Consider the following 16,134-nt stretch of genomic DNA (forward strand, 5'->3'; position numbering starts at 1 on the left):
TTTTTGTTTGCACTTAATTAATTCGACAAATTGGGGTGAAACCCTTTTTGTTTTAAGATAAAATTAAGTAAAATCAATATTTTAGAATTATGAAATTTGCTCATATAATTAAATTTAAAATATCCAATTTAAAGATTAAGATATAAGAGTAAAAGCATAGGACGTTTTTTCCTATGTTTTTCAAATAATAAGCCAATCATGTTAGGGTTAGAATTTTAAATCAAACTACTGGCAGAAAATTATAGGGGGTGAGGATTTATATGATTTTAGAATCATATTACATATATGCTGGAGAAGTTATGTCAAAGGATTTTATTATCCAAAAAGATAGTATTAGTCTAGATGAAATTTCATCTATATTGATTAAAAGTAAAAATGAAGAAATTTTTATTGTTGATAACTCAAATAAATTAATAGGGATTATTACTTTAAAGGATTTATATGAAATTTATAATAGTGATAATAATGTTAAAGAGATAAAAAGATTTTTTTATAAAGATATAGTTTATGCAAAGCCTGAGGATACATTATTAAACTGTAGAGATATTATGTTAGATAAAAAGATTGGAAGATTACCAGTCTTAAAGGATGGAGAATTTGTTGGTATTATTAGACAGGAACATATTAGAGATTATTTATATATGGGAATTGAGCAAACTGGAGTTATATTAAATTATATATTGGATAATATTCAGGAGGCAATATGTGTAATAGATTCCCAAGGTAGAGTAATAATATGGAATAATAATTCAGAAAAATTATATGGAATTAGTGCTTCTGAGATAATGGGTAAATATTTGACAGACTATTTTCCTAATGCTATAGATGCAAAAATAATTAAGACTAGAAAACCAGTGAAAAATGTATTTCATACTCCTAAAAAAGACTGTCATATAATTATTAGTTCAGCACCTATTTATATTAATGATAAATTTATTGGAGTTGTAAGTACTGATAGAGATGTATCAGAAATCACAAATATTCAAAAAGAATTAAAAAAGGCAAATGATATAGTGGAATTTTTAGAAAAAGAGGTTAGTAGGTATTCAGATAGTAATTTTGGACAGGTTATATGTAAAAGTAAAGCTATGCAAGAAAAAATAGAAATGTCTAAACAAGTTGCAAAAACCAATACATCTGTATTAATTATAGGGGAAAGTGGTACTGGTAAAGAGGTATTTGCTAGGGCGATACATGATTATAGTGGAGTAGAAGGATATTTTGTTCCTGTAAATTGTAGTGCAATTCCAACAGAATTATTCGAAAGTGAATTTTTTGGATATGAAGAAGGTGCATTTACTGGTGCAAAAAAAGGTGGGAAAATCGGATTGTTTGAATTAGCGGACAATGGAACTATATTTTTAGATGAAATTGGAGATTTGCCCCTATTTATGCAGGCAAAACTTTTAAGAGTTCTTCAAGAAAAAAAGATTCAAAGAATAGGAGGAGAAAAACTTATTGATATAAGTGCTAGAATTATCTCCGCAACCAATAGAAATTTGGAAAGAATGATAGAAAAAGGTGAATTTAGGGAGGATTTATATTATAGAATAAATGTAATAAAAATAGATATTCCCCCGCTAAGGAAAAGAAAAGAAGATATTGTTTTGCTTTTTAACCACTTTTTAAAGAATATATGTGATGAAAACAATATAGAAATTCCTAAGGTAGATAGCGAAGTTATGGATATATTGATTAAATATTATTGGGAAGGCAATGCAAGAGAATTAAAAAATGTTGTAGAACATATGGTGGTTTTAAACAGAAGAGATACAATAACTAAAGATTTATTACCTAGTTATATTAAGGAAAAGGCATTAAATGAAAAGAATATAGGGAATAATACAAGTAATCTAGATTTGAATAGTTCAGTTAGGGATTTAGAAATATCATTAATAAAAAAAGCATTGGAAATTTCCAATGGAAATAAATCCAAAGCGGCTAAATTATTAAATATACCTAGAACTACATTGCATTCTAAACTAAATCATTATAATATAGATTGACTAAAACTCGACTATGTTTAAAAATAGTCAAACTGTATATAGGTGTGACTATATATAGTTTTAAGCAGAAAATTAAAATAAAAAAAGAATTAAGATTGACTAATATTAGTCAATATATAAAAATAAAAAGATAAATAAAAAGAAGGTTTAAACTCAGCTTTTTTAATGAGTTTAGACCTTTCTTTAATATTGGCACATCTTTTGCGTTTAATCTATGGCGTAAAAGAAATTAATAATAAATGGGGGGTGAAGTATTGAATATAACAATACTACTAAAACAACATGTAGGAGGATTATGCAAGGCAATTGTAACAGAAGGACAAGAAGTTAAACGAGGAGAATTAATTGCAATACCTGATGGATTAGGGTCAAATATTCACTCGAGTGTATCAGGTAAAATTAAAAGGATTGAAGAAGATAGAGTAATAATTGAAGCTGATGAAAAGCAAAGTTCAAAATATGTAAAAATCAAAGTTTATGATGATTATCTAGAAAGCGTAAAAGCAGCAGGAGTTGTTGGATCAGGTGGGGCAGGTTTTCCAACCTATATAAAACTAAATGTCAATTTGGAAAATGGTTATGTAATAGCAAATTGTGTTGAGTGTGAATCTGCACTTCATCACAATATAAAGCTTTTGGAGGACAACCCTGAGATAGTTATAAAGGGTATAAAATATGCCATGAAAATAACAAAGGCACCAAAGGCATATATAGCAATAAAAGAAAAAAATACTAAGGCAATTGATTCTATAAAAGGGTGTTTGTCAGGCGCTGATGATATTGAAATAAAAAAATTAAAAGATATATATCCAATGGGAGAAGAAAGGGCCATTATCCACGCTATATTTGATAAATGGCTTGAACCAACACAGCTTCCACTTGAAGCTAATTGTGTAGTTTTAAATGCAGAAACTTTATCTAATATTACAAGGGCCATTGAGAACAGAAAACCTGTTATAGACAAAGATATAACTGTTGTAGGAAAAATAAAAGGTGGAAACAAAGCCCATGTTCTTTTTCAGGTACCTATAGGAATGCCAATAGCAAATCTTATAGAAAAATGTGGTGGAATTGATGGAGAATATGGAGAGATAATCATTGGAGGACCTTATACCGGAAAGGCTGAAGACATAAATAATGCATTTGTAACTAAAATGTCAGGTGGTTCAATAGTAACCATTCCTTTCCCGAAATATGAAGGACCTGTTGGACTTTTAGTATGTGCTTGTGGAGCTAATGAAGAAAGATTAAGAGATATTGCTGAAAAAATGGGTGCAGAAGTTGTTGGTGTAGTGGAATGTAAGAATGTTATAGATGTAAGAGGAGCTAAGAAGTGTAAAACTCCAGGAGATTGTCCGGGACAGGCACAAAAGATTATGTCTCTTAAGAAAAATGGAGCTAAGAGAGTTATTATTTCAAATTGTAGTGATTGTTCTAATACAGTCATGTGTTGTGCACCAAAAATAGGGGTTCCTGTATATCATCATACAGATCATGTCTTTAGAACATTGGACTACCCATTGACTAGGAGATTGTCCCTTTAAGAAAATAAGCGAAAGGAGATGTTATAAATGTCAATAAGTGCAGAACAGGCAGCAGAAATGAAAAATGAAGTAGCTGTTGTATGTTGTAGGACAGAAGAAGGCACAGTAATTGAATCAGCACATTTAGAGGATCCAGATATATTTCCAGACCTTGTGGATTCTGGATTATTAACTATTCCGGCCAATTGTCTAAAAATAGGGGAGGTTCTGGGAGCTAAAGTAACAAAAACTATAGATTCATTGACACCACTTACTTTAGATATAATTGATGGAGCAAAAGAAATAGAAGAAGAAATAGAATTAGTAGAAGAAGATGAAAAGGCTGTTTTAAAATACAATAAAAAAGCAGGAGAAACTATAAATATAGAGGATTTAGAAAACCCAATGCATTTTGACAAACTATCAGATTCCCTTCTTTTAGATTTAGATGACAAGGTACTTACTAGAAAAGAAGTTGTAGGTAAAAAACTAATAAAAGATGTAGTAGCTTTAACTCCTATAACAGGGAATATGCTTGAAGGATATGAAAATACTGAGAAAGAAATAGACGAAGTATCACAAATTCCTATGAGTAGTAGAGTTCTAAAAATAAAAATTGATGAAGGAAAGGGAATAGATATAGAAGTTCCTTTAGGATTTGGAGACATAAACACTAGTACCATAGAAAAATCTCCAAGTCTTGAGGTAGTCGGAAATGCTACAGAAGAAATAACAAAAGAGGAAAATGAAGAAATAGTTGTAAGAAAATTAATTAGAAAACATTTTAAAATAGATGAAGTTAAATTTGGATCAGAAACTAAGATAGAAGGTACAACTTTATATATTAGAGAAGATATTTGCAAAGATGCTATAGAGGTAGAAAAATTAGTTACAGATATGAAAATAGATATTATTACTCCAAATGAATACGATCAATTCAGCAATACTATTATGGACGTACAGCCTATAGCTACCAAAGAGAAAGGTGAGCTAGGTGAAGGAATAACCAGAGTGATTGATGGGGTAGTGGTATTAGTTACAGGAACAGATGAAAAAGGAGTCCAAATTGGAGAATTTGGTTCTTCTGAAGGAATATTAGAAAGAAATATTATGTGGGGTAGGCCTGGATCTCCAGAAAAAGGAGAAATATTTATAAAAACTGATGTAACAGTTAAAGAAGGTAAGGGTATGGAAAGACCAGGACCTATGTCAGCTCATAGGGCAACAGATATAGTAGTGCAAGAAATTAGAGACGCATTGAAAAAATTAGATGAAGATTTAGTTATAAATACTGATGAATTAGTTCAAAAAAGACGTCCAGGAAAGAAAAAAGTTGTTATTATAAAGGAAATAATGGGACAAGGTGCTATGCATGACAATTATCTATTACCAGCCGAACCTGTAGGTACTTTGGGAGCAAAGGCAAATGTAGACTTAGGTAATGTTCCTGTTATAGTATCTCCATTACAAGTATTAGATGGATGTGTTCACGCTCTAACATGTATTGGACCAGCTTCTAAAGAAACCTCTAGACATTATTGGAGAGAACCTTTGGTATTAGAAGCTATGAAGGATGAAGAGATAGATTTAGCAGGAGTAATATTTGTTGGTTCACCACAGATAAATTCTGAGAAATTTTATGTATCTAAATTATTAGGAATGACAGTTGAGACAATGGATTTAGATGGTGCTATAGTCACTACAGAAGGCTTTGGAAACAATCATATTGATTTTGCATCTCATATAGAACAAGTAGGTAAAAGAGATATACCAGTAGTAGGAGTGACATATTCAGCAGTTCAAGGTCAATTAGTCGTTGGCAATAAATATATGGATGCTATGGTTGATTTAAACAAATCCCGACAAGGTATTGAAAATGAAATCTTAGAAAACAATTGTTTAGCGTATGAAGATGCAGTGAGGATTTTATATATGCTTAAAGCAAAAATGGCTGGAGAAGAAATAATAGCGCCAGAAAGATCCTGGAATCCAGATGTAAAATTGAATAATATTAATTTAATAGAAAAAGTAACTGGTAAAAAAATAGAAATTGCGCCAAATGAAACTTCTTTAAAGATGAGTAAAAAGAGAAGAGAAATCTATGAAAAAGATGAATTAGAGGTTGCAGAGGAGAATTAAACCATGGATAGATTAAATTATATTTCCAGTGAAAAATATTTTGAAGGTATAATCGTAGATGTAAATGATTGTGCCATTACTATAGATTTTAAAGGCAGATTAGGTAAATTAAGAATTCCAAAAAGAATGCTTATTAGTAGTTATGAATTGGAAATAGGGCAAGAAGTCGGTTTTATGATGAGCTATCCAGAAGTTTTAGGACCAGAGATTAATGAAGATTATGTTAATAATATTAAAAAAAGAAATTGTCAGAAGAAGGAGGAGAAATCATGAATTTAACAGTAATAAAAGGTTTACAATCGGAGATATATGTACCAATAACGCCTCCTGTAGTATGGACTCCGGTTGAAAAACCATTAAAAGAAATGACTGTAGCTTTAGTAAGTGCTGCAGGAGTTCATCTTAAAAGTGATAAAAGATTTAATTTAGCTGGAGACACAGGTTTTAGGATTATACCAGGAGATGTCAATAGTAAGGATTTAATGGTATCTCATGGGGGATATGACAATAGTGATGTAAATAAAGATATAAATTGCATGTTCCCGATAGATAGATTAAAGGAATTAAAAGAGGAAGGTTTTATTAAGGAAATAGCTACAAAACATATAGGGTTTATGGGTGGAGGTGGCAATGTAGAGGCATTTACCAATGAAACAGGACCACAAATTGCCAAAGTATTGAAAGAAGAAAATGTAGATGCAGTTTTATTAACAGCTGGGTGAGGAACATGTCACCGCTCTGCCGTGATTGTGCAGAGAGCGATTGAGGAAGCTGGAATTTCAACTATAGTTATTGCAGCTCTACCTCCAGTAGTTCGCCAATGTGGCGCACCTCGAGTAACAGCACCGTTAGTGCCAATGGGTGCTAATGCAGGTGAACCAAATAATCCTGAAATGCAAGGAAATATAGTAAGAGATACATTAAAACAATTAGAAATTATTGAAACACCAGGAAGAATAGTTAATCTTCCATATGAATATATCGCAAAGATTTAAAATAACCCTCTAAACATATTATATAAGGAGTGTTAAAATGGTAAATATACTTTTTGCTATCTTAGGCTGTATATGTATATTCTATTTAATTTATTTTATCAAAGATTTTATACAACATAAAGATAATTTGGAAGATAACTCATGGTGGAAATTATCAATAATAGCTTTTGTAACTAATTTTTTTGATGTACTAGGCATAGGTTCTTTTGCTACAGGAGCATCATTACTTAGGATATTTAAACAAAGTAATGATAGGGTCATCCCTGGAACGTTAAATGTTGGATATTCTATTCCAGTTATGCTAGAAGCTTTAATATTTATTAAAGTAATAGAAGTTGAACCTCTAACACTAATAGGAATGATCATATCAGCTCTTATAGGTGCTTGGTTAGGAGCTGGAATTGTATCACGTTTTTCAGAAGAAAAAGTACAAAGAGTTATGGGAGGTGCTCTTGTAGCCACAGGTATATTAATGCTTATGAGCCAAATAGGATTAATTCCTAGTGGTGGAGAGGCCATAGGTCTTGAAGGTGGTAAATTAATATTTGCATTAGCTGTCAATTTGGTACTGGGTGCTTTGATGACTGCAGGAGTAGGTCTTTATGCGCCATGCATGGTATTAGTATATTTTTTAGGTATGTCACCTAAAATTGCATTTCCAATTATGTTTGGATCTTGTGCTTTCCTAATGCCTATAGCTTCAATAAGATTTATTAAAGAAGGTGCTTACAACAGAAAAGCTGCTATGGCACTTTCTACAGTTGGAGTATTAGGCTTATTAATAGCAGTCTATTTTGTTAGATCACTGCCTATCCATATACTTACTTGGGTAGTCATATTAGTAGTATTTTATACAGCTATATCTATGCTAAAAGCATCATCAAAGTCAAAAGTGGAATCAGAATCAAAAGTGAAATCAGAATCAAATGTACGAAAAGTACAAGAAATCAAGAATTAAAAAACAATCCCTTAAGTAAATACTTAAGGGATTGCAGACTGAAGACAAAACAGAATGGATTTCCTTTACTTATAAAAAAGGAAGTCCATTTTTTATATATTTACTATAATATATATTCAGAAAAAAATCTCGTAGAGAGAGCGAAAAAATGATTGCTAAAAATATTAGAAATGTAAATTTTCGCAAGTATCTTGAAATTTATTACTTATAAATTGAGAACCATTATCTGACCGTATTACTAATTCTATTTTTTTATTATTAAGGTTTCGTCTCATTAAAGCTCTTTTAAGAGTTATAATAATATTTTCAGTTTTACATGAAAGTCCAATGTGGTAATCAACTATACTTCTATCATATATATCTATGAAATAAGCTATATAAAAAAACCTATCTTCACCGTTTATATAACCATATTTAACATCTACTTCCCAAAGGGAATTCGATGTAGTTATTTCTCTATTTATAGCGATTCTTCTAGGGTGTTTAGGTTTAATTTTTCTTTGTGGTCTTAGTATATTAAGCTTTTTACATAACCTATATACTTTTTTCTTATTTATAATTAAATTAAATTTTCTTCTTAATAATATAGTTATTTTATAATAACCATAACATAATCCTTCATCTTTGATGATTTATAGTATATATTCTTTTATTTGTTCATCACATATACGATTGCCATCTTTATCAAAAGAATAACCAGGAATTGGTCTACCACCTTTATTTGCATTTGTATTTTTTTCTTTAACTTTATTATTAATATTATAATAATAAGTAGATCTACTTAAACCAATTATTTTAAGAACAGTAGTTACAGTATGTCCTAGATCAATCCACTTTCTTGCTACAGCGACTTTGCCTTCTATCGTCGGTTCGTTTTTTTAAAAGATCTCTAAGAATAGCAATTTCTAAATTCTTTTCTCCAAGTAATTTTTTAAGCTGTTCATTTTTCTTTTCTATTGAATCACTATTAGTATTTGAAATATAATGATTGTTTTGAGTTAATTTATTGTTTTTCTTAGACTCCCTAACCCAACGAGTAACTGTACCAGGGACCAAGTCATGTTTTCTTGCGACTAAAGTAGCATTGCCAGTTTCCCCTACCTCTTTAACAATTTGACGTTTGAATTCTTCTGGATATCTTTTGTTTTTACCTTTCACTTCAGACAACCTCCCATTAATTTTTATTTTACTAAATTAGTGTGCGATTGTCCAAAGAAGTTATGGGGCCTAATAGAAAGTTACAAGGAGGATTTTTGATGAAGAAACATTCTGTCCGTTCTCCCACTGAAAAAACTGTAATCAGTGAATCAACTAAAACTAATTTACAGGAGGAAATCAATTACGGAATTAAAACATGTTATCCCAAACATGGAAAAAACATTCGGAAAGTTAGAATACGCTGGTGAGGGTGAAATCGAACAGCCAAGAATCAACAGTCGCATGACGGTTTGATATGTCAATATTTTTTTAGACATTTTTTTACCGAACAATTAAATACTTCTTTAAAACTTCTTGGACTTGATATTCATATTAGGTTAAAAACCAACCTAACATAAATATCAAGTGGTATAGTTTGTTTTTAAATTCCTAGACTCAAGGTGTCATATAATCTAGGGAACCATGAATTCTTAGATTATTATACCAATTCACATAATCAAATAACTCAGTTTCTAAAGTTTTTAAACTATCAAACTTTCTTTTCCTCTAGCACCATTTGATATACAGGAATTAAGGGATTTAATGAAGGAAGATTTCCCATACATGTAAGATTACTTTTAGATTAGTTTGCGAATAGTGGACAAATTCCTAAATTTGAAAAGCTGATTGCAACTATAAGAAGTAGAGAGATTTCAGCAAGTATTATTCTTCAATCACAATCACAACTGGAGGCAATTCATAAAGATAACTGTGATACCATTGCCGGAAACTGTGACACCATTGCCGGAAACTGTGACACCACTATGTTTTTAGAAAAAAAGGAAAAAACTACTCTAAAAGAGATAACAGAGATATTGGGTAAAGAGACAATTGATTTATATAATACTTCTGAAAATAGGAGGCGGGAAAAATCTCATGGACTAAATTACCAGAAACTTGGGAAAGACCTTATGTCTATGGATGAACTATCATTAATGGATGGTAGAAAGTGCATAATGCAACTTAGAGGAATTCTCCTTTTTCTATCTAATAAATATTATACTAACATCAGAACGTACTGATATTTTTTGTTAAATAGGAACTGTACTAACGCCCAAGTTATGGATTATTGGGCTTGCTTGTTTTAACCTTATTTATTATAATAAACTCTCCATTATAACACCAGACTTTAAGTATGGGTTATGATAAGGTTAAACGGAGGTGAAAATATCGTGGAAAATAAATATAAGACAGCACAGGTAGCAAAAATAATTGGAATACATCCTAATACCGTACGATTGTATGAAGAACTTGGTTTAATACCTAAAGCGCAGAGGTTACCCAATGGATATAGAGTTTTTACAGATTTACATATTGCACAATTCAAGCTGGCAAGAACAGCACTTAAAGTTGAGGTACTGCAAAATGGTCTTAGAAAAAATATGATTAATATTATTAAGCTATCTGCCAAAGGTGATTTCCAAAATGCAATTGTATGCACAAATGAATATATAAATCAGGTTAAAATAGAGCAGAAAAACGCAGAAGAAGCTATTGAAATTGCAAAAAAATTGCTTTCTGGTATACAAGAGGAAGGAAATGAGGTGTACTTGACAAGAAAACAAACAGCAGATTATTTGCAAGTTACAATAGATACGTTAAGAAATTGGGAAATGAATGGATTACTTTCTGTAAAAAGAAAACAGAATGGATATCGGGTATATACGAAAAATGATATTCAATTATTAAAGATAATACGTTCTTTACGATGTGCCAATTATTCCCTTGCTGCAATTTTACGGATGATAAATGCCCTGTCCAATAATGCGGAAATTGATATACGAGAAGTCATTAATACACCCAAAGCGGATGAAGATATTGTCACAGCTTGTGATAAACTTCTTACCTCACTAAGCAATGCAGAATTAAATGCAAATTGCATTTTAAGTCAGCTAAAAGTTATGCAAGAAAAATTTAATATAAACTCTACAGTTTAACACCAGACTTCTTTCTGGTGTTATTCTTTTTTATATACTAAGAAAGAGGAGGTTTATAAATATGAAAACAATTAGAATAGATGCTTTGTGCAAAGCATACGGAAGTACACAGGCTGTAAATAACGTTAGCTTATCAGTTGAACGTGGCGAAGTATTTGGATTGCTTGGTGCTAATGGAGCTGGGAAAAGTACAACTATTGAATGTGTTTTAGGTACAAAGAGGTTTGACAGTGGATCAATTTCAATTTTAGGAATGAATCCACAAACAGAGAGAAAGGAGCTATTTGAAAGAGTTGGAGTCCAATTTCAAGAATCAAGTTACCAAGATAAAATAACAGTAGCAGAACTTTGTGAAGTTACCCAAGCTCTTTACAAATATCCTTTAGATTATACAGGATTACTAAAACAATTTGGAATTTCAGATAAATACAAAAGCCAAGTGAGTGAGCTTTCGGGAGGACAAAAACAACGCTTATTTATTGTACTTGCTTTAATTCCTAATCCAGATGTTGTTTTCTTAGATGAACTAACAACAGGGTTAGATGTCAGAGCAAGGAGAGATGTATGGAAATGCCTTTCGAATTTGAAGAGGAAAGGACTTACTATCTTTTTAACTTCGCATTTTATGGATGAAATAGAAGCACTGTGTGATAGAATTTGCATTCTTAAGAAAGGAACCAGCATTTTTTATGGAACTGTGCAAGAAGCAATTGCAGGAAGTCCATTTGAAAAATTTGAAGAAGCTTATTTATGGTATACAAACGAGGAGGAAGATGATAATGAAAGTATTTAAAACAATGTTAAAAACTGAGTTGAAATTGTCTATACGGGGCATGGATATGTTCATTTTTGCAATTTGTATGCCAGTAGTTGTAACAATCATTGTCGGAATCATCTACGGAGATAAAATAGCCTTTGATGGTGCAGAATACACATTTTTAGAACAATCTTTTGGAGCTATTGTCACGATTGCAATATGTGCAGGGGGTGTGATGGGGTTACCGTTGGTCGTGTCTGACTATCGTCATAAAAAAATTTTAAAGAGGTTTAAGGTAACACCTATAAGTCCAGCTATGATTTTAGCAGTACAAGTAGTAATTTACGCACTTTATTCTATTGCTTCACTTATATTTGTTTATGCCACAGCAACAATTTTTTTTGGTTTTCGATTTAGCGGTTCATGGCTTCAGTTTTTAGGTTTCTATTTTTTGGTAATGATATCTATGTTTAGCATCGGCATAATGGTAGGCGGTATTGCCCCAAATATAAAGATAACAAGCATTATTGCAAGTGTATTATATTTTCCTATGTTGATTTTTTCAGGAGCAACGCTACCTTATGAAGTTATGCCAACAGCACTTCAAAAAATTGCAGATATCTTACCTCTAACACAAGGAATAAAACTTCTAAAAGCAGCTTCACTTGGTTTGACTATAGAAAGCGTAATGGTGCCTATCATTGTAATGATTGCTCTTGCAGTAATATGTACTGGTGTAGCTCTTCGCTTTTTTAAATGGGAATAATATAAAGGACCAGATTGAAATAATTCTGATGCAAAATAAAAAGTTAAATTACTATAAATAGAATTTGAAAATGACAATTATTATATTTTGGATTATTTATAAATAAATGTATAGGTTTTAGAATATGAAATATTAGATATGCAGGATCTCAATGCCAAAGGCTAATATTTCATATCAATATTTAATGTATGAAAATAGATATAGGGTATATGATTCAAGAGTGGGTTCTTTAAGTTATAGAATAAATAAAAAAGATGAAAATTTAACAGAGGGAATATGATTAATCAATAAATATTACCCGAATTATGCTCCGGATTGTTTATATGATGAAGAAAGAGGGAATGTTATTCATTAGAAATGATTTTAAATTTTCTTCAAGAGTATGATTTTCAAAAAGAGTTTTTAAAGAACCTATTTTTAGTAGGGAATATAGATAGGTATCAAAATAATTGGGCTATTTTACAAAGGGATGAAAACATTAGGCCTTATCCTTTATATGATAATGGGTCATCTCTTTGTTGTTATATACAAGTAATGGATATATCTATATGCTATACCCTAAAAATGATAATCTATTTTAAATTATGACTGAATTACAGACAAAGAGTTAATTGGACTTATATAAAAACACATGAAACAGTTTTGTGTGGACCTTATTTTAGTCTAAGAGATACAAATGTAACTAGACTAAATGATTTAGCAAAGCAATATAAAGAAATGGGCAGTAATAATATAAGATATTTTTAAAAACTTATGGACTATATAAAGCCAAGAACTGTTAATAAAATCTTTGCACTTGCAGACTCTATGTATGAATTTGAACTATATGATGAAATAAAAAATACTGAAAGTTATAGCAGATATATGATTTGTAAATCAGGACATTTTGAATATGATGAAAATCTAGAGAAATACATTGACTTTAAAAGATATGGAGGAGAAAAAAATGCTCATGAAATAGGTGCATTTTCAAATAAGGGATACCTTTCTTATCGTGGTTATAATGAAAAACTTTCAAATTTATTGTTTGAAAATCTTAGTGTGGTAATTCCTAAGTCAAGGGAAGTAAAGACTTTAAAGCTATATATGACTCTTAGAGTTACCACATATGTTGTGGAAAATGATTATGGGTATTATGAAACAGCAGATAATCCAGAGGAATTAGATAGTTATGAAATAGTTTTAATACAATAGAAAAAAACAATCTGCCAGAAGAAGCGCAAAGAGGTCTAATAAGGCACTATGATAAACATGACAGCATAAGAGAATATCTCTACATGTAACTTATAGAAGATAAAACAACAACTCTATGGAGATAGGAAAAAGAGAAGCAGCGAATTGAACTATGCCTCTCTTTTCATTTATTTGGTACTAGCTAGTAGATTATTTTGATTTTGCTTTTATTTGCACTAAATTGATTACATCATCTAGAATGAGACGGTCGGTAACATTTATCATCAGCCAACTTCCAACGGTGGAAAAGGCAGTCTTTTGATATAAGTCCTGCGTGTATCTACTGCACAAATGTATTATATTCTCGGCTTGATGAACTTCTTTATTGCCGATTACCAGAAGAACAATAAAATAGCCTTCCATTGGATAAAGTGTGCATAACGATTTCCCATTTTTCTGGTATTTGACATTCCATCCCGGTTGCATCGAACATTTACTGTAGGAGAGCTTGGGTTGAATACGGTAGGCATTTTGCAAAAAGGCATTTAAATCTTGCCAAAGCTTGCTATTAATGTATTCATTGATGTCATCTATCGTAGGCGGATTATACGAATTGTAAAGTTTGTTCCACTCCATATGAACTTCACCTCCACAACGGAAAATTATCTGCTTATTCTAAAGTTACAGGTAAAACCCATATTTCCATGTTGGTTGTATTTGGACTATGGCTGGTATAGCGTTCCACTGTAAAAGGCTTAGTAGCAAGCTTGTGATTCGGAAGCCATGTTTCAAATATATACTTATGAGCCTTGTACACTGCATCCATAACGAGATGTTCAAAATCCTCTGCTTCAAAAGAGCAGACAATATATTCACCTTTGGGCAATTCCCAGGAAGTGTAGCCTTTAACTGGTTCATTTGAAACAGCTTCGGCACCAGCAAAATAGCGGTAATAGCCTTCCTTTGTCCCAGGATAGGCAACTCCAAGCTCATCGCCATCTGCTTTTAATTCCCTAATGATGGATTTGCTTTGGTGGAAAGCGTCCCACAATTCTCCGAGTGTGTCTACACCGGTTTCACCGCCGCCAGGCATTTGATAAATAGGTTCTTCTGCTGTAAGTCCAATGAAAAATTGAGGAGATAAAATTTTTCGCCGTGTAATTTCAAGGACGATTCCATCAACAATCAACGGCATATTTTCATCAATAAGCGTGTAATTCAAAAGCAACTGTGGTTTTACAAAATTGTTAAGCCGGACGGGGTCAGTACGATATTCCTTAGGCGTCATCCCAAACGCATTTTTAAAGGAACGTGTAAGGGTCTCATGAGAGGAAAATCCAAAATCTAAGGCAATATCCAGAATTCGCTTATTTTTATCTAGTAAAGCTTCGGATGCTTTTGCAAGGCGGCGCAACTTGATATACTCGTTTACAGGCTTTTTAACCAATCGGCTGAATAGCCTCTGATAATAAAACTGAGAGAGTGAAGCAAGCTTTGCCAAGTTTTCAATTTTTATTTACTCTGAAAGATGTTCCTCAATATAGTCCACGGTTAATTGTATTTGTTCCCATGCGTGCATATTTAAGCACCTCCTTATAAACAGGATAGCACCTTAGCAGCGATCTGGTTTGACAGCCAATGCCCTTTTTGATGAGTTAGGATAAATCCAATCAGTCTGTCTGTAAATAATTATACCATAAAGTTGCAAGCTGTCTTCTCCTAAAGCCATCATAACAAGTGATGTTTTTACTATAATAACCAAATTCAGAAAAGAAAAATAAAATTTAGTTTACTACTGCAAGAAGATGTCCGCATCCAAGAATTCCTCGATATGATTGCCCCATCTATTATTAGATTTAATGCTGATCACTTCATCTGTGACAATACATTTCGTTGTGTATGGGCACTTCGAGAATATCCTACAAATACTAATGAACAGACAATTCTCCACAATTTAGGAGAAAAAAGATGGAGTCACTTTACGAATCTATACAAGACAGGTAACTCCCTCAGAGGAAAAGAAAATCATTCATAATGTGGCCAATAAAAATTGTATGAATACAGCTAACACTAATGATTTACAGCAAACTGTAACAGCTGAAAGCAATTTACAAGATGTAGTTACCCTTATTTCTACTATGCACAGAAACAGAGAGCCACTTCTTCATTATGCTGTATATATTGAACTTATAGCAAATGATTATGATGGTTTGAAGTTGTTGCAGACCGATGTGTTGATAGAGCTTGTGAGAAGTAAACTTATCAACCTAGCCAAGTTTATTTTCCACAAGATATGATTGACAAAAATGATAAAAACGAGTTTGCATCCTATATTAGAAAAAATTGGAGAAATGGCGAAGCATTAATATAGGTGTTTATGGAGGTGCTAGTGTGGCATTTAACATAATATAATAATGTTTTTAATGCAATATTAGTAGGATTTAGATCCACCTTTTAATGCTTACAATTATTATTCCTATCTTTGACTTTTATATTTAATCTACCAAAACTTTATTAAATTTTCTGCAAATGTAAAGGGGATAGCAAAGCTATCCCCTTAGTAAAAGTATATGTTTAAATATAAAAAGTTAAGTATTAATAACCAGTACTAGCTTAGAAACTTATTTTTTATTATTGATAATTTAATATACTATGGTTGGATATTTACGTTCAATTCAAAGTC

At 31.6% G+C, this 16,134-nt stretch carries 18 protein-coding genes and 2 pseudogenes; 15 read left to right on the forward strand and 5 right to left on the reverse strand.

Annotated features, from left to right (window positions below; all coding sequences use genetic code 11):
• Window positions 1-260: 260 nt before the first annotated feature.
• From prdR to NSA23_RS07620, 7 genes are all read left to right on the forward strand, one after another.
• Complete coding sequence (prdR, locus tag NSA23_RS07595; RefSeq protein ID WP_042682996.1) at window positions 261-2,006, forward strand: sigma-54 dependent transcriptional regulator PrdR; 1,746 nt, start codon at window positions 261-263, stop codon at window positions 2,004-2,006.
• Window positions 2,007-2,260: 254 nt separating this feature from the next.
• On the forward strand, window positions 2,261-3,550 hold the full coding sequence (gene prdC / locus NSA23_RS07600; protein ID WP_222704810.1) for a proline reductase-associated electron transfer protein PrdC: 1,290 nt from the start codon (window positions 2,261-2,263) through the stop codon (window positions 3,548-3,550).
• Between the two features lie 27 nt (window positions 3,551-3,577).
• Complete coding sequence (prdA, locus tag NSA23_RS07605) at window positions 3,578-5,668, forward strand: D-proline reductase (dithiol) proprotein PrdA (protein WP_042682994.1); 2,091 nt, start codon at window positions 3,578-3,580, stop codon at window positions 5,666-5,668.
• Between the two features lie 3 nt (window positions 5,669-5,671).
• The gene (locus NSA23_RS07610) at window positions 5,672-5,941 is read left to right on the forward strand and encodes a CBO2463/CBO2479 domain-containing protein (protein WP_042682993.1); all 270 of its coding nucleotides are present in this window, start codon (window positions 5,672-5,674) and stop codon (window positions 5,939-5,941) included.
• On the forward strand, window positions 5,938-6,390 hold the full coding sequence (locus NSA23_RS16820; protein WP_042682992.1) for a glycine/sarcosine/betaine reductase selenoprotein B family protein: 453 nt from the start codon (window positions 5,938-5,940) through the stop codon (window positions 6,388-6,390). The genes NSA23_RS07610 and NSA23_RS16820 overlap by 4 nt, the downstream gene beginning before the upstream one ends.
• 21 nt (window positions 6,391-6,411) lie before the next feature.
• A complete protein-coding gene (locus NSA23_RS16825) occupies window positions 6,412-6,663 on the forward strand; it encodes a proline reductase (RefSeq protein WP_042682991.1) in 252 nt (83 codons plus the stop codon).
• A gap of 37 nt (window positions 6,664-6,700) precedes the next feature.
• The gene (locus NSA23_RS07620) at window positions 6,701-7,621 is read left to right on the forward strand and encodes a sulfite exporter TauE/SafE family protein (RefSeq protein WP_042682990.1); all 921 of its coding nucleotides are present in this window, start codon (window positions 6,701-6,703) and stop codon (window positions 7,619-7,621) included.
• 164 nt (window positions 7,622-7,785) lie between these two features.
• On the opposite strand, the gene NSA23_RS16720 is transcribed toward NSA23_RS07620, so the two are convergent.
• Window positions 7,786-8,253, reverse strand: coding sequence for a DDE-type integrase/transposase/recombinase (locus NSA23_RS16720; RefSeq protein ID WP_420841077.1), 468 nt, complete (start codon window positions 8,251-8,253; stop codon window positions 7,786-7,788).
• A gap of 193 nt (window positions 8,254-8,446) precedes the next feature.
• Window positions 8,447-8,779 (reverse strand): transposase, encoded by a 333-nt coding sequence (locus NSA23_RS07625; RefSeq protein ID WP_042682989.1) that lies wholly within the window; start codon window positions 8,777-8,779, stop codon window positions 8,447-8,449.
• Window positions 8,780-8,923: 144 nt separating this feature from the next.
• On the opposite strand from NSA23_RS07625, the gene NSA23_RS07630 reads away from it, so the two are divergent.
• Window positions 8,924-9,073, forward strand: a complete 150-nt coding sequence (locus NSA23_RS07630; RefSeq protein WP_438357574.1) for a DUF961 family protein — start codon at window positions 8,924-8,926, stop codon at window positions 9,071-9,073.
• Window positions 9,074-9,214: 141 nt separating this feature from the next.
• Here NSA23_RS07630 and NSA23_RS16725 read toward each other — a convergent pair.
• Window positions 9,215-9,313, reverse strand: a pseudogene (locus NSA23_RS16725) (IS3 family transposase); the annotation flags it as partial.
• Between the two features lie 53 nt (window positions 9,314-9,366).
• Here NSA23_RS16725 and NSA23_RS07635 point away from each other — a divergent pair.
• The 6 genes and pseudogenes from NSA23_RS07635 to NSA23_RS07660 form a co-directional block, all read left to right on the forward strand.
• Window positions 9,367-9,816, forward strand: a pseudogene (locus NSA23_RS07635) (TraG/TraD/VirD4 family protein); the annotation flags it as partial.
• A gap of 174 nt (window positions 9,817-9,990) precedes the next feature.
• Complete coding sequence (locus tag NSA23_RS07640; protein ID WP_042682988.1) at window positions 9,991-10,755, forward strand: MerR family transcriptional regulator; 765 nt, start codon at window positions 9,991-9,993, stop codon at window positions 10,753-10,755.
• 61 nt (window positions 10,756-10,816) lie between these two features.
• The gene (locus tag NSA23_RS07645; RefSeq protein WP_042682987.1) at window positions 10,817-11,548 is read left to right on the forward strand and encodes an ABC transporter ATP-binding protein; all 732 of its coding nucleotides are present in this window, start codon (window positions 10,817-10,819) and stop codon (window positions 11,546-11,548) included.
• Window positions 11,535-12,278 carry an ABC transporter permease gene (locus NSA23_RS07650; protein WP_042682986.1) on the forward strand — a complete coding sequence of 248 codons (744 nt, stop codon included), beginning with the start codon at window positions 11,535-11,537 and terminating at the stop codon, window positions 12,276-12,278. The genes NSA23_RS07645 and NSA23_RS07650 overlap by 14 nt, the downstream gene beginning before the upstream one ends.
• Before the next feature lie 151 nt (window positions 12,279-12,429).
• Window positions 12,430-12,558, forward strand: coding sequence for a hypothetical protein (locus NSA23_RS07655; RefSeq protein WP_257490367.1), 129 nt, complete (start codon window positions 12,430-12,432; stop codon window positions 12,556-12,558).
• A gap of 473 nt (window positions 12,559-13,031) precedes the next feature.
• Window positions 13,032-13,472, forward strand: a complete 441-nt coding sequence (locus tag NSA23_RS07660; RefSeq protein ID WP_042682985.1) for a hypothetical protein — start codon at window positions 13,032-13,034, stop codon at window positions 13,470-13,472.
• A 189-nt stretch (window positions 13,473-13,661) separates the two neighbouring features.
• Here NSA23_RS07660 and NSA23_RS07665 read toward each other — a convergent pair whose 3' ends face one another.
• Window positions 13,662-14,087 (reverse strand): DUF3788 domain-containing protein, encoded by a 426-nt coding sequence (locus NSA23_RS07665; protein ID WP_042682984.1) that lies wholly within the window; start codon window positions 14,085-14,087, stop codon window positions 13,662-13,664.
• 34 nt (window positions 14,088-14,121) lie between these two features.
• On the reverse strand, window positions 14,122-14,952 hold the full coding sequence (locus NSA23_RS07670; RefSeq protein WP_222704807.1) for an AraC family transcriptional regulator: 831 nt from the start codon (window positions 14,950-14,952) through the stop codon (window positions 14,122-14,124).
• Between the two features lie 553 nt (window positions 14,953-15,505).
• Here NSA23_RS07670 and NSA23_RS07675 point away from each other — a divergent pair.
• Window positions 15,506-15,748, forward strand: a complete 243-nt coding sequence (locus NSA23_RS07675; RefSeq protein WP_222704806.1) for a hypothetical protein — start codon at window positions 15,506-15,508, stop codon at window positions 15,746-15,748.
• Window positions 15,749-16,134 lie beyond the last annotated feature (386 nt).

It is taken from the genome of Anaerosalibacter massiliensis (assembly GCF_024623155.1).
Lineage (GTDB): Bacteria > Bacillota > Clostridia > Tissierellales > Sporanaerobacteraceae > Anaerosalibacter > Anaerosalibacter massiliensis.

Excerpts from the sequence above, each read along its gene's own strand:
- prdR (WP_042682996.1), top strand. The coding sequence starts at position 261 with ATGATTTTAGAATCATATTACATATATGCTGGAGAAGTTATGTCAAAG.
- prdA (WP_042682994.1), top strand. The coding sequence starts at position 3,578 with ATGTCAATAAGTGCAGAACAGGCAGCAGAAATGAAAAATGAAGTAGCT.
- NSA23_RS07610 (WP_042682993.1), top strand. The coding sequence starts at position 5,672 with ATGGATAGATTAAATTATATTTCCAGTGAAAAATATTTTGAAGGTATA.
- NSA23_RS16820 (WP_042682992.1), top strand. The coding sequence starts at position 5,938 with ATGAATTTAACAGTAATAAAAGGTTTACAATCGGAGATATATGTACCA.
- NSA23_RS07620 (WP_042682990.1), top strand. The coding sequence starts at position 6,701 with ATGGTAAATATACTTTTTGCTATCTTAGGCTGTATATGTATATTCTAT.
- NSA23_RS07645 (WP_042682987.1), top strand. The coding sequence starts at position 10,817 with ATGAAAACAATTAGAATAGATGCTTTGTGCAAAGCATACGGAAGTACA.
- NSA23_RS07650 (WP_042682986.1), top strand. The coding sequence starts at position 11,535 with ATGAAAGTATTTAAAACAATGTTAAAAACTGAGTTGAAATTGTCTATA.
- NSA23_RS07655 (WP_257490367.1), top strand. The coding sequence starts at position 12,430 with ATGCCAAAGGCTAATATTTCATATCAATATTTAATGTATGAAAATAGA.
- NSA23_RS07660 (WP_042682985.1), top strand. The coding sequence starts at position 13,032 with ATGGACTATATAAAGCCAAGAACTGTTAATAAAATCTTTGCACTTGCA.
- NSA23_RS07665 (WP_042682984.1), bottom strand. The coding sequence starts at position 14,087 with ATGGAGTGGAACAAACTTTACAATTCGTATAATCCGCCTACGATAGAT.
- NSA23_RS07675 (WP_222704806.1), top strand. The coding sequence starts at position 15,506 with ATGAATACAGCTAACACTAATGATTTACAGCAAACTGTAACAGCTGAA.